At 73.3% G+C, this 12,748-nt stretch carries 12 protein-coding genes and 1 tRNA gene; 9 read left to right on the forward strand and 4 right to left on the reverse strand.

Annotated elements, in window-relative coordinates; translation table 11 throughout:
* Nucleotides 1–107: 107 nt before the first annotated feature.
* Both A3Q37_RS01800 and A3Q37_RS01805 read right to left on the reverse strand, forming a co-directional pair.
* Nucleotides 108–1,070: a DMT family transporter gene (locus tag A3Q37_RS01800; protein ID WP_065476748.1), complete on the reverse strand. Its 963-nt coding sequence runs from the start codon at nucleotides 1,068–1,070 to the stop codon at nucleotides 108–110.
* Nucleotides 1,067–1,927: a phosphatase PAP2 family protein gene (locus A3Q37_RS01805; RefSeq protein ID WP_065476750.1), complete on the reverse strand. Its 861-nt coding sequence runs from the start codon at nucleotides 1,925–1,927 to the stop codon at nucleotides 1,067–1,069. The genes A3Q37_RS01800 and A3Q37_RS01805 overlap by 4 nt, the downstream gene beginning before the upstream one ends.
* Nucleotides 1,928–2,090: 163 nt before the next feature.
* Between A3Q37_RS01805 and A3Q37_RS01810 the strand changes: the two genes are divergently transcribed.
* The 6 genes from A3Q37_RS01810 to A3Q37_RS01835 all read left to right on the forward strand — a co-directional run bounded on the left by A3Q37_RS01810 (nucleotide 2,091) and on the right by A3Q37_RS01835 (nucleotide 6,712).
* Nucleotides 2,091–2,720, forward strand: a complete 630-nt coding sequence (locus A3Q37_RS01810; protein ID WP_065476626.1) for a TetR/AcrR family transcriptional regulator — start codon at nucleotides 2,091–2,093, stop codon at nucleotides 2,718–2,720.
* Nucleotides 2,721–2,915: 195 nt separating this feature from the next.
* Nucleotides 2,916–3,710, forward strand: a complete 795-nt coding sequence (locus A3Q37_RS01815; protein ID WP_065476630.1) for an SDR family oxidoreductase — start codon at nucleotides 2,916–2,918, stop codon at nucleotides 3,708–3,710.
* Nucleotides 3,711–3,779: 69 nt separating this feature from the next.
* Nucleotides 3,780–4,793, forward strand: coding sequence for an SPFH domain-containing protein (locus A3Q37_RS01820; RefSeq protein ID WP_065476633.1), 1,014 nt, complete (start codon nucleotides 3,780–3,782; stop codon nucleotides 4,791–4,793).
* Nucleotides 4,790–5,689 carry a hypothetical protein gene (locus tag A3Q37_RS01825; protein ID WP_065476636.1) on the forward strand — a complete coding sequence of 300 codons (900 nt, stop codon included), beginning with the start codon at nucleotides 4,790–4,792 and terminating at the stop codon, nucleotides 5,687–5,689. The genes A3Q37_RS01820 and A3Q37_RS01825 overlap by 4 nt, the downstream gene beginning before the upstream one ends.
* A 73-nt stretch (nucleotides 5,690–5,762) precedes the next feature.
* Entirely contained in the window at nucleotides 5,763–6,272 is a 510-nt protein-coding gene (locus A3Q37_RS01830; protein ID WP_065476639.1) for an NUDIX hydrolase, read from the forward strand.
* Between the two features lie 35 nt (nucleotides 6,273–6,307).
* Nucleotides 6,308–6,712 (forward strand): SHOCT domain-containing protein, encoded by a 405-nt coding sequence (locus tag A3Q37_RS01835; protein WP_065476642.1) that lies wholly within the window; start codon nucleotides 6,308–6,310, stop codon nucleotides 6,710–6,712.
* Nucleotides 6,713–6,781: 69 nt separating this feature from the next.
* Here A3Q37_RS01835 and A3Q37_RS01840 read toward each other — a convergent pair.
* Together A3Q37_RS01840 and A3Q37_RS01845 are read right to left on the reverse strand one after the other, a co-directional pair.
* Nucleotides 6,782–6,855: transfer RNA gene (locus A3Q37_RS01840), tRNA-Pro, on the reverse strand.
* Between the two features lie 50 nt (nucleotides 6,856–6,905).
* Entirely contained in the window at nucleotides 6,906–9,557 is a 2,652-nt protein-coding gene (locus A3Q37_RS01845) for an AAA family ATPase (RefSeq protein WP_065476644.1), read from the reverse strand.
* 110 nt (nucleotides 9,558–9,667) lie between these two features.
* Here A3Q37_RS01845 and A3Q37_RS01850 point away from each other — a divergent pair, with 110 nt between their 5' ends.
* From A3Q37_RS01850 to A3Q37_RS01860, 3 genes are all read left to right on the forward strand, one after another.
* Complete coding sequence (locus A3Q37_RS01850; RefSeq protein WP_065476752.1) at nucleotides 9,668–10,147, forward strand: DUF309 domain-containing protein; 480 nt, start codon at nucleotides 9,668–9,670, stop codon at nucleotides 10,145–10,147.
* 87 nt (nucleotides 10,148–10,234) lie between these two features.
* A complete protein-coding gene (locus A3Q37_RS01855) occupies nucleotides 10,235–10,690 on the forward strand; it encodes a hypothetical protein (protein ID WP_065476646.1) in 456 nt (151 codons plus the stop codon).
* A 132-nt stretch (nucleotides 10,691–10,822) separates the two neighbouring features.
* Complete coding sequence (locus tag A3Q37_RS01860; RefSeq protein WP_065476648.1) at nucleotides 10,823–12,739, forward strand: DUF2264 domain-containing protein; 1,917 nt, start codon at nucleotides 10,823–10,825, stop codon at nucleotides 12,737–12,739.
* The last annotated feature ends 9 nt before the right edge of the window (nucleotides 12,740–12,748 follow it).

A 12,748-nucleotide genomic window follows, 5' to 3' on the forward strand; every position in this document is an offset into this window, starting at 1 on the left:
ACACGGACCGTTTACGGGCGTGGCGCCCCGCATCACAGGCGCGGCGCGCGTTACGGGTGCGGCTCGGCATTGCGCGTGCGGCTCGGCATGACGGCTACGGCTCCGCGTTACGGGTACGGCGCCCCGCCCGCCCGTACGGCCACGGGTTTCGGAACGACCGCGGGGCGAGGGCTCCCGATCACGACCCGCGAGGGCACTGGATCCAAGGGCACGGGCCCCTCGACCACCTCACCCGGGTCCGCGTTCCGCGCCTGGGCCCGGCTGAGGAGGATCACCCCGCGCGCGGCCGCCGCCGTACCGAGGAGGGCGAGCACCAGGCTGACCGGCCCGCCCTGGAGACGCTCACCGAGCAGGGCCAGGCCGATCGCGGCGGCGGCGACCGGGTTGGCGAGGGTGACCACGGCGAGCGGTGCGCCGAGCCCGCCCCGGTACGCGGTCTGGGACAGCAGCAGGCCGCCCATCGCGAAGGCGGAGACAAGCAGCGCCACCGTCAGCAGCCGCCAGCTGAACAGCGGGCCGCCGGAGTGGTCGGTGACGGCGACCGTGAGGGTCTGGGTGAGCGCGGAGGCGACACCGGAGGTGATCCCGGACGCCGCGGCGTGCCGCAGCCCCGGACGGGCCCCGGGCCGGCTGAGCCCGGCGACGACCGCCATGGTGGCCGCGCCCACGCCGAGGGCTTCGGGCAGGGTGAGGGTTTCGTGCGGGGCGGAGCCGCCCGCGGTCAGGAGCAGCGCGCCGAGGCCGAGCAGGGTCAGGGCGGTGCCCCGCCACTCGATGCGGCCGACGCGGCGCCCGGCGGCGCGCGCCCCGAGCGGGACGGCGACGACGAGGGTGAGCGCGCCCAGGGGCTGGACCAGGGTGAGCGGGCCGTAGTTGAGCGCGGCGACGTGCAGCAGCGCGCCCACGGCGTTGAGGCCGACCGCCGACCACCAGGCGCCCCGGCCCAGCATCCGCAGGACTCCGGTGCCGGGGTCGGTACGCCCGGCGAGCCGGGACTGGGCGACGGCGGCGGCCGCATAGGCACCGGCGGAGACCAGGGAAAGCGCGACGGCGAGCAGGGTGGCGTTCATCGGCCGACCCCGCTCGGGGTGCGCTCCGGGGTCCACTCCCGCGCGGCCTCCGGGGTGGCCTGCGCGACGGACCGTACGCCGGTCGCCCCGGCGGGCACGCGGCTCGCCGGCCAGGCCGGGGCGGACCCGCCTCGCACCGGCAGCCGGAACGCGGCGAGGGCGACGGCGAGCAGGGCCACGACCACGATCGCGTCGAGCCAGTAGTGGTTCGCCGTACCCACGACAACGAACAGCGTGATCGCCGGGTGCAACAGCCACAGCCAACGCCACCGCGAGCGGGTGGCGGCGATCAGCCCGACGGCGACCATCACGGCCCAGCCGACGTGCAACGAGGGCATCGCGGCGAACTGGTTCGCCATCGTGTCGGTCGCGGGCGTCTGCCCGTACACCGTCGGCCCGTAGACCTGGCCGGTGTCGACGAGCCCGCCCGCCGGAAGCATCCGGGGCGGGGCCAGCGGGAACAGCAGGTGCAGCGCCAGGGCCGAGGCGGTGAGCGCGGCGAGTACCCGGCGCGACCGGACGTAATGGGCGGGGCGACGCCAGTAGAGCCAGACCAGGAAGAGGGCCTTGGCCGGGAAGTGCACGGCGGCGTAGTACGTGTTCGCCGCGTGGATCAGGGGCTGGCTGTACAGCAGCAGCCTCTGGACGGCTTCCTCACCGGGGAGGTGCAGGGCACGTTCGAGGTCCCAGACGCTCCCCGCGTTGCGGAACGCCTCCTCGACATGGCCGTTGGCGGCCTGACGGCCGAATTTGTAGGCCAGGAAGAGTCCGGCCACGAGAAGGAACTCGCGGACGAGGGGCGGTCGGGCACGTATGTCCGGCTCCTGGTCCGTGGGCTCGGTGCGGGCGAGTCTCACCCGTGCCCCCTTGGATGCGAAGCGGTAGCGGGACGGCCCGGTCGTTCCGATCCACGCCGTATCGATACGCCAGTGTACCGATACGTCGGCGTATCGGTACACGCGCGTATCGGTACACTGGCGTATCGAGAGCCTCGCCGCACCGCTGCTGGAGGTACAGCCCATGCCGTCGCCCGATTCCGTACCGGAGTCAGCCCTCTCGTCCCCCCGGTCGAAGATCACACCGGAGCGGGCGCAGGAGCTCTACACGGCGGTGCTGGAACTGTTGCGGGAGAGCGGTTACGAGTCGCTGACCATGGAGGGCGTCGCCGCGCGCACGCGATGCGGGAAGTCGACGCTCTACCGGCAGTGGGGCTCCAAGCCGGAGCTGGTGGTGGCCGCGCTGCACGGCACCCGGCGAATGCGCCTCCCGAAGATCGACACCGGGACGCTGGCCGGGGACCTGCTGGAGGCCGCGCGGGCGATCGGCGAGGCTTCGGGGAGCGACACCCCGCTGATGCACGCCCTCAGCCATGCCGCGCTACAGAGCCCGGAGCTGCTGTGCGCGCTGCGCGAGGCGCTGATCCTGCCGGAGGTCGCGGCGATCGACGCGATGGTCCGGCGGGGCCAGGAGCGCGGCGAGATCGCGGCGGACCTGCCGGCGGCCGAGTTCGTGGCGGCCCAGCTGCTCGGTGTGCTGCGCGCCCGGCCGCTGCTGGAGGGGCGGTACGCCGACGCCGCGTATCTGACCCGGTTCGTGGAGCGGGCGATCCTCCCGGGCCTCGGACTCACGGCGGGAGCGCCGGAGTCCTGACAGACGTGGACCGCCCGCCCCCGCGGAGGGGGACGGTCCACCCGCGCCGCACCGTGGGGACGGGGGCGGCGCACCGCCCGGCCGGCCGGTGACCTCTGCGGAGGTCACCGGCCGCCCGTGTATCCGCGCGTTGCTCGGGCAGCCCTCTACCGCACCTAACAAGCGCTTGGTAGATTCCGCGGAGGAGGGCCGACCATGGATGACCGATCCCACTCCCACGCGATGGATTTCACCGGGCGGGCCGTGCTCGTCACCGGCGGCACCAGGGGCCTGGGGGCGGCGATCGCGAGTGCCTTCCTGGCGAGCGGCGCGGACGTCATGATCTGCGGGCGGGGCGCACCTGCCGCCCCACCATCGGCGGACGGGCGCGAAGCCGCGTTCCGCGCCGCCGACCTGCGGGATCCGGCGGAGGCTGCCGATCTCGTCGCGGCCACCGCCGAGCGGTTCGGGCGGCTCGACGTGCTCGTGAACAACGCCGGCGGCTCCCCGGACGCCGACGCGGCGACAGTCTCGCCGCGTTTCGTGGAGAAGGTGGTCGCGCTCAACCTTCTCGCCCCCTTCTATACGGCCCAGGCGGCGAACCTGGTGATGCGGGAGCAGCCGGGCGGCGGGAGAGTGATCAATATCGGCAGCGTCTCCGCCCACGACCCGCAGCCGGGCACCGCCGCCTACTCCGCCGCCAAGGCGGGCCTGCTCGGACTGACCCGGGCGCTGGCCCTGGAATGGGCGCCACAGGTCAGGGTCAACCACATCACGGCGGGCCTCATCCGGACCGAGAACGCGACCACGCTGTACGGGGACGACGAGGGGAACGCGGTGGCGGGCGTCGTTCCGATGGGGCGACTGGCGGAGCCGGACGATGTGGCGCGGGCCTGCCTCTGGCTGGCGTGCGACCTCTCCTCGTACGTCAACGGCGCCGACCTCGCCGTACACGGAGGCGGCGAGATCCCGGCCAGGTACGCGGCCACCCGCCACCCCACACCCCCTTAATAGTCACCTTGACTCTAATAGCATTCACCCCTTATCGTCGTCATGACGAAATCCAAGAGGGTCTCCATCATGGCCGACATCACCCGGCGCCTCGGCTGGCGTCACCTGCGCTCCGCGCCCACCGCCCACATCCGCCACCACAAGCGCGGCAAGCTCGCCCACGACGGCCAGGGGCTCAGCTTCTGGTACCGGTCGCTGTCGGCGGCGCTCTCCGAGGTGCCGGTCGACGACCGGGAGCTGGCCATGGCGTTCCACGCCCGTACGGCCGACTTCCAGGACGTGACCGTGCAGGCCACCGTCACCTACCGGATCAGCGACCCGGCCGAGGCGGCGAACCGGCTCGACTTCTCCGTGGACCCGGACACCGGCAGCTGGCGCGGGGCCCCGCTGGAGCAGATCGCCACGCTCCTCACCGAGACCGCGCAGCAGCACACCCTGGACGTCCTGGCCCGCACCCCGCTGGCCGTGGCCCTGGTCGACGGCGTCGCCTCCGTACGCGAACGGGTCGCCACCGGTCTCGCCGCCGAGCCCCGCCTCCCTGCCACCGGCATCGACGTGGTGGCCGTGCGCGTCGTCGCGATCCGCCCCGAGGCCGAGGTGGAGCGCGCCCTGCGCACCCCGGCCCGCGAGCAGATCCAGCAGGAGGCGGACCGGGCGACCTACGAACGGCGGGCCGTGGCCGTCGAACGCGAACGCGCCATCGCCGAGAACGAGCTGGCCAGCCAGATCGAACTGGCCCGGCGCGAGGAGCAGTTGGTCGACCAGCGCGGCACGAACGCCCGCCGCGAGGCCGAGGAGAAGGCCGCCGCCGACGGCGTACGGACGGAGGCGGAGGCGGCCCGCAAGGTGCGCCTGGCGCGGGCGGAGGCCGAGGCGGCGCGCGAGACGGGCGGGGCCCGGGCCGAGGCGCAGGCCGCCTGGCTACGGGTGCACGGCGAGGTCGATCCGGCCACGCTGCACGCCCTGGCGGCGACCCGGCTCGCGGAGAACCTGCCGCGCATCGAGAGCCTCACCCTCTCCCCCGACGTCCTCACCGGGCTGCTCGCCAAGCTCGGCCGCCCGGAAGGCGGGGCGGGAGCGTGAGCCTGGCGCCCCGGGCGGTGCTCGTCCACCGGCGGACGGAGTACGAGGAGCTGCTCGCCCGGCACGGGACGCACGGGCAGGCCGCGTTCTTCCTGTCCAGCCGGGGCCGTTCGATCGACGAGGTGGCCCGCCGCCACGAGGCCACCCGGCAGGCGCTGCGCGAGGTGGCGGCGGCGGTGCCACTCACCTGGCGTTCCACCCGGGTGGAGCGGGCGGACCTGGACCGCTTCCTGTTCGCCCCGGAGGACGTGGTGGTCGTGGTCGGCCAGGACGGTCTGGTCGCCAACACCGCGAAGTATCTGTCCGGGCAGCCGGTGGTGGGTATCGACACGGCCCCGGGGCGCAATCCCGGCGTCCTGGTACGCCACCGGCACGCCGACGCGGCGGCCCTGCTGCGCTCCGCGACAGCCGCCGGAGGGAAAGCGGATGAGCTGACCATGGTCGAGGCCGTCGCCGACGACACACAGCGCCTCATCGCCCTCAACGAGATCTACCTCGGGCCACCCGGCCACCAGACGGCCCGCTACCGCCTGGGCGACGACGGCGAGAGCACCCCCGGCGAGGCGCAGGCGTCCTCCGGGGTGCTGGTCGGCACCGGCACGGGCGCCACCGGCTGGCTCCGCTCGCTGTGGCTGGAGCGCGGCAGCGCGCTGCCGCTGCCCGCGCCGTGCGACGCGCGCCTCCTGTGGTTCGTGCGTGAGGCCTGGCCGTCCCCGGCGACCGGGACATCGCGGGTGGCGGGCGAGCTGACGCGCGGGCAGGGGCTGCGGCTGACCGTGGAGTCGGACCGGATCGTGGTCTTCGGCGACGGGATGGAGTCCGACGCGCTGGAGCTGACCTGGGGTCAGAGCGTACGGCTCGGCATCGCGGAGAGATCGCTGCGCCTGGTGATCTGAGCGCGCGCGGCCCGGCGGTTTCGCTACGGTGGCCCGTACTCGTACCCGTACCGGAGAGCGGAGAACCAGCACCATGTCGGCCGACCCCGTCACCGCGCCCGCCCGCAACACCCGCCCGCCCACGGCACAGGCCGCCCTCGGAGTCGGGGTGATCGTCGAGGACGGCCGGGGGCGCATTCTGCTGGGCCGGCATCACAGCGGTACGTGGGAGCTGCCCGGCGGGAAGGTCGACGCGACGCACGAGTCGATCGCCGCGGCGGCCGTCCGGGAGCTGCGCGAGGAGACGGGCCTGGTGGTCGACGAGGCGTCCGTGGAGATCATCGCGATGGTCCACGACGTGATCGGCGGGATCAACCGCATCAGCATGGCGGCCACTGTACGGCTCACTTCCGGGGACCCCGAGGTGACGGAGCCGCACCTGATCAGCGCCTGGCGGTGGACCGCGCCCGAGGAGCTGCCGGCCCCGCTGTTCGATCCGTCGGCGCAGATCCTGGCGGCCTGGCGACCGGAGCTGGGCGTCACGCACCCGCCGGCACACGTGCTGCGGATCGCCGGATGCGGACCAATCGGACCAGCTGTATGAATAAGGGACCATCCGTGCGATCGGAGTAGGCTCCCATGGACGATTACCCGCTGCTGAACCTCTTCCTGACCATGCTGTACCTGTTCCTCTGGGTCATGTGGTTCTTCCTGCTGTTCAAGGTGGTCACCGACCTCTTCCGGGACCACTCCCTGAACGGCTGGGCCAAGGCGGGCTGGCTGGTCCTCGTCATCCTGCTGCCCTATCTGGGCGTACTGATCTACCTCATCGTCCGCGGACGCAGCATGCACGAGCGCGACGAGAAGCTGGCCAAGGACTCGGAGGCCGCGTTCCGTGACTACGTACGCCGCGCCGCCGGGACGGAGGGCGGCTCGGGCGGCAGCGGCCATGTGAACGACCTGGCGAAGCTCGCCGAGCTCAAGGACAAGGGCGCGATCAACGCCGAGGAGTACGAGCGCGCGAAGGCGAAGCTGCTGGCCTGACGCCGGAACGACTGTGGGGCCGGATCAGATTCCTCTGATCCGGCCCCACAGTTGAACGACTCTCACGAGTCGGGACGACAGGATTTGAACCTGCGACCCCTTGACCCCCAGTCAAGTGCGCTACCAAGCTGCGCCACGTCCCGCCGCGTTTCCTCCCGGTTGCCCCGGGTGACCACGCAGGACAAACATTACCTCACTCCGAGGACCGTATCGACGCGCGTGCCTGCTGGGCGCGGGCGGCCAGTCCCTCGGCCCCGCAGGCCATGGCCTGCTTCTGGGCGCGGGCCAGCTCACGGTGCGAGCCGATCGCGATGCCGTAGTCGACCCGGGCGAGGGCGTGCTCGTAGGCGGAGGAGGACTTCTCCAGGTGGCCCACGGCCTCGGCGAGGAGTTGTGCGGAGCGCTCCGGGGGTGCGAAGAGGGCGACGCAGCGCAGGGCCTCGCCGAGGGCGGTGGGTGTGCCGAAGCGTTCGGCGTGGACGCGGTTCCGGGCGGCGAGGTGTGCCGCGCGGGCCGGGTCGTCCTCGGCGAGGGCGCGGGCCAGGTCACCGGCCCACGGGGCCCAGATGCCGTTGAAGCGTTCGCGCGGCTCCAGAGCGGCGCCCGCCGCTTCGAGCTCGGCGATCGCTTCCTCCTTGCGGCCTTCTGCCAGCAGCAGGCGGCCTCGTACGCACGGTCCGTCAGGCAGCACCATGGCGCTGGGGTAGGGCGGGCCGAAGTCGTACCGGTCGGCGATCCTGCGGGCCTCGTCGGTGCGGCCCCGGGCCAGCAGGGTGTCGATGAGCAGGCAGGCCGCGTCCCAGTGCACGGGCAGCCCGGAGCCGACACGGTCGGCGAGGCGGAGCCCTTCGCGCAGGAAGCCCTCGGCCTCGGCGAGACGGCCGCGGCGCCGGTGGACCATGCCGAGCAGGGTGTGGGCGAACGCCAGGTGCGCGCCGCTCCAGCCGGAGATCTCAAAGGCCCGGACCGCTTCGCCGAAAAGGCTCTCGGCGCGGTCCAGCTGGTCGACGAACGTGTAGGTGATACCGACCATGGTGGGCAGCTCGAAGCCCCACTCGGAGTCGGTCCAGCCGAGGCCGCGAGCGGGGCTGCCGTCGACCAGGGCGCGTTCGCAGAGGTCGACGATGAGCTGGGCGTTCTCGCCGCGCAGCATGGCGTCGAAGGCCCGCAGCGTGAGCAGGGCCCGTTCGGAGTTGTCGCGGCCCTTGAGGTGGTCGGCGTTGCGGGTGAGCCGTCGGGAGCGGGCCGGCCCGTCGTCCTCGGCCGCCTGCATGCCCTCCCACATGAAGTGGGCCGCCTGGAGGCGCATCAGCCCGGGGCCGGGCGCGGTGCGCGCGGCCTCGGCGGCCAGCGACAGGGCCGCGTCCTTGAGCTGGTTGTTGTGGGCGAGGGCGGCGGCGAGCCGGAAGGTCGCGTCGACCCGCAGCCCGTCGTCGAGCCCCGGCATGTCGAGGGCGGCGCGCAGGTGCTGGACCGTGGTGGGCGGGGAGCTGAGCAGCGTCGCGCAGCCCAACTCATACAGCAGGACGGCACGGTCCTTGGGGCGCGGCGGCTCCTCCAGGGCGCGTTCCAGGCAGCGTCGGGCGGCCTCGGGCGCACCGACGGCGAGGTGCTGGCCGGCGGCTTCCCGCAGCTGCGCGACGAGTTCCTGGTCGTCGTCCGGGTGGACCTCCAGCAGATGCCGGGAGGCCGCGGCGGCACCCAGACCGGCACGGGTGATCGCCCAGGCGGCGCGCCCGTGCATGGCGGTTCGGGTGGCCGGCGGGATCGAGCGGTAGACGGCGGTCGCGATCAGCGGGTGGACGAACTCCAGCGGGTCGAAGCCGCTGACGATACGGGCGTCGCGCAGCCGGGCCGTGCAGTCGGCGGCCTCCGCCGGGCTCATTCCGGCGAGGGTGGCGGCCAGTTCCTGGGAGATGTCGGTGCCGAGGACGGCTGCGGCCCAGGCGAACCGGTTGGCGTTCGTGCCGAGCCGCTCCAGCCGGGCGACGAGCCCGCTGCCCCGGGCGGACGCGCCGAGTTCGCGCAGTTCGCCCGCCGATTCCTCCACCGGCGGCAGTTCGCGGTCCTGGACCTTGGCGACCAGCTCGACCGCCTCGTACGGGTTGCCTCCGGTGACGGCCCACACCTCGCGGCAGAACGGGTCGTCGGCGTGCTCGCCGAGGCCCGCGCGGACCAGGACGGCGGTGGCGTCCGGGGTCAGGGCCCGCAGCGCGACCCGGGTCACCGTGCCCTGGCTGCCGCCTCGTTCGGCCTCCCGGTCGGCGATGTAGTTGGCGTCGCGTTCGGCCAGCTCCTGCGGGCGGTGGGCCTGCACCACGAGGACGGGCAGTTCGCCGAGGCGGGCGGTGAACGAGGCCAGCCAGGCGAGGGATTCGCCGTCCGCCCAGTGGGCGTCGTCCACGATGAGGAGCAACGGCCGGTGGCTGAGCCGGGATGCGAGCCGGCCGACGACGAAGTCCAGTCCGTCGCGCACACCTTGGGGATCGGGCTGCGGACCGCTCGGCTCGGCAAGACCCAGGGCGGGGGCGGTGATCTCGAACCAGTCGCCGAACAGGGCCCGGGTCTCGTCGGGCGGGAACCGGTCGAGGGCCGGCTGGAGCAACTGCCGTACGACATGGAACGGTACGGAGGTGACGGTCTCGCCTCCCCGGGCGGACCACACGGTGCAGCGGTCGGCGGCCATCGCCTGGATCTCGGCGAGCAGCGCGGTCTTACCGAGCCCCGCCTCTCCGCTGAAGACCAGGAGCCCGCCGACGGCCTGCGCCCCGCAGAGGGCGTCCACCGCCTCGGCAGCGGCGGCGAGTTCCGGTTCACGCTCGTACAACGGCCGGGACGGCTTCATGCCCACCCTTCCCACAGAGGCAGTCTTCTCGACGGTCGAGCCTAGTCGTGCGCGGGTGCTCGTCTAGCGGGTTCGCACGATTCCCCGCAGGTGCGGGGCACAATCGAGTGGTGAACGAGACGCGCAGAGACCGTGATGCCGAGGGACGGGCGCGCAATGCGCGCCCCCGTGACGGACTGGGCCGCCCCCTGCCGTACGGGGCGCCGGGCGTCGAACGACAGCCGGAGGGGGTCGTCCGCACGCCTGCGGAGACGCTCACGGAGGCGCAGCGCCTGCTGGACGCGGGGATGCCGTTCCATGCGCACGAGGTCTTCGAGGACGCCTGGAAGTCGGGGCCGGAGGACGAACGCGAGCTCTGGAGGGGGCTGGCCCAGCTCGCGGTGGGGCTGACCCATTCCGCCCGGGGCAACACGGCGGGCGGGGCGCGGCTGCTGCGCCGGGGCGCGGGGGCGCTCGCCCCGTTCGCCGACGCCGATCCGTACGGGATCGAGGTCGCGGCCCTGTCCGACTGGGCACGGGAGTTGGCGGTCAGGGTGGAATCGGGCCCGCCGGTGGACGCGGCGGCCGAGGCGCCCCGCCTGCGGGGATAGCCCGAAGGCTGCTTCGGGCCCGGGCAGGCGACCGGAAGGTCCGGGTCCGCGAACCCGGGGCCTCTACAGCTACTACGATCCGGCTCCATGAGCACTTCTGACCAGGACCAGGACCAGCGCAGGGACGTCGACGTTCCGATAGCCGACACCGACACGGCCACGGGGGCCGCCGCGAAGACCGAGGCGGATGCGGATCCGGAGGTGGAGTCGGATGCGGACGCGGAGGCGCAGGCGCAGGCGCAGGCCGAGGGCGACGCGCTCGGCGCTTCGGGCGGTCAGGACGAGAAGAGACTCACTCCGCGTCAGGCCCGGCGTCTGCGGATCGTGCTCTCCTCGCTGGGCATGGCCGCGATGGCCGTCGTGCTCGCGCTGCGCATCGCGAGCCGTTCATCGGTGCTCGTCGTCGGCGTCTACGGGCTCGCGCTCATCCTGTGCGGCGTGATGATCGAGCTGAGCAGGAACGGCCGCACCCGGCTGGCCAGCTGGCTGCTGGGAGCGGGACTGCTGGCCGCCGTGGGCACGGACTGGCTGCTGCTTCCCTGACCTTGTTCCTCGATCCCGCTCCCCTGTTCTCTGTAATCTCTGCTCCTGATCCCGTTCCTGAGCGTTTGATCGATTGAGCCTGCCTCTGATCGATTCATTGACCCTCATTGATCGCTCGATCAGGATTCACGCATGAACGCCTCTGCTGGTGACCTTTTCGGACTCCCTCCGGAAGACCGCACGTCGAGCCCGTACACCGGATACACGCGCGCCCACTGGGAGGCGGCCGCCGACGGCATGCTGGAGGCGGCCTGGAAGTGGGCCACGCCCGGCGGCGCCCGGCTCGACCTGCCCGGGCCCCCGTCGCACTCGGGGGTCCGCTCCGACGGCCTGGAGGGGTACGCGCGTACGTTCCTGGCGGCCGGGTTCCGGGTCGCGGGGGCGGGCGGCACGGACCCGAACGGTCTGCTGGAGCGGTACGCCGACGGGCTCGACGCCGGTACGCGGACGCCGGGCCGGGACGACGCGGAGTCCTGGCCGCTGATCCTCGACCACCATGTGCAGGGGCAGCCCATGGTGGAGTCCGCCTCCGTCGCCCTCGGCCTGCGGCTCACCCGGCCCTGGCTCTGGGACCGGCTGGCATCCGGCGTACAGGACCGGGCGGAGCAGTGGCTGCGGGGCGCGCTGCGGCATGTTCCGGCGGGCAACAACTGGTATCTCTTCCCGTACACCGTCGCCGGGTTCCTGGAGTCGGTGGGCCGGGGCGACGCGGAGACGGCGCGGGCCCGGGAGCGGGCGTCGGAGCTGCTGGAGCACTGGTACCGGGGCGACGGCTGGTACGCCGACGGGGACGGGCGCGCCTTCGACCACTACAACGGCTGGGCGCTGCACCTGTATCCGCTGCTCGACGCCCATCTGGCGGGCGACGAAAGGGAGTCGGCACACTACGGGGCGCGGCTGCGCGAGCATCTGGAGAGCTTCTCGCTGATGTTCGGCGGCGACGGGGCTCCGCTGCACTTCGGGCGTTCGCTGACCTACCGGTTCGCGGCGAGCGCGGGGGTGGGTCTGGGCGCGGTGACCGGACACACGCCGCTCACCCCGGGAGCTTCCCGGCGCGTGGTCAGCGGGGCGCTGCGGTACTTCCTGGAGCGCGGCGCGGTCGGGAACGACGGGCTGCTGAGCCTGGGCTGGCACGGTCCGCACACGGCGACGCTCCAGACGTACTCCGGTCCCGCGTCGCCCTATTGGGCGTCGAAAGCGTTCGTGGCTCTCCTGGCGCCTGCCGAGCATCCTTTGTGGGCGTCGCCGGAGGAGGCGGCTCCGAGTGAGGGTCCCGACCGGGTGCTGTCCGTTCCGGCGGCGGGCTTTCTGGTGCAGTCGACGGGGGCGGACGGCGTGGTGCGGCTGCACAACCACGGCAGCGACCATGTCCGCCCGGACGAGGGCGAGTCGGCCGCCGACGAGGACCCGCACTACGCGCGCCTCGCGTACTCCACCGTGACCGGGCCGACCTCGGCGGCGAACACGGCGGACAACCATCTGTCGGTGACGGTCGGCGGGGCGCGCAGCGCCCGGCGGCGTATCCGTCCGCTGGGGTCCGGGCACGGTGACGGCTGGGGCTGGGCGGCCTCCTGGCATCTGCCGGTGTTCCCGGCGGGCCCGTCCACCGTCCCCGGGCTGCGGGTGGAGAGCGTGACCGTGGCGCGGGGCCGCCATGAGCTGCGGGTGCACCGGGTGCTGGGCGCGCCGGACGGGGCGCGGGCCGAGCTGACGGGCTGGGCGACCGATCCGGGCGGCCCGGTGCGTTCGCTGCTGCGGGGCCTGCACGGGTGGGAAGCGCCCGAGGACGTACGGGCCCCGCAGGGAACGGCGTTCGCACGCTGGGTGACCGTGCCCCGGCTCGGCGCCGAGGTGACCGGCACGGCGGTCCTGGCGGCGCTGGCCTCCCTCACGGCCGATCCGGAGGCCGCCCTTGGGGATGGGGCCTTGGACGAGGTGGTGGACCGGGTGGAGGTGGCCGATGACACGGTCACCGTGTACTGGGCGGAGGACGGGGCGCGGACGCGTATCGCCTTCGGCCGGGACGCGGTGACGGTCGGTCACGGATAGAGGCCCCTG

The organism is Streptomyces sp. PTY087I2 (assembly GCF_001687325.1).
In the GTDB taxonomy this organism is placed as follows: Bacteria; Actinomycetota; Actinomycetes; order Streptomycetales; family Streptomycetaceae; genus Streptomyces.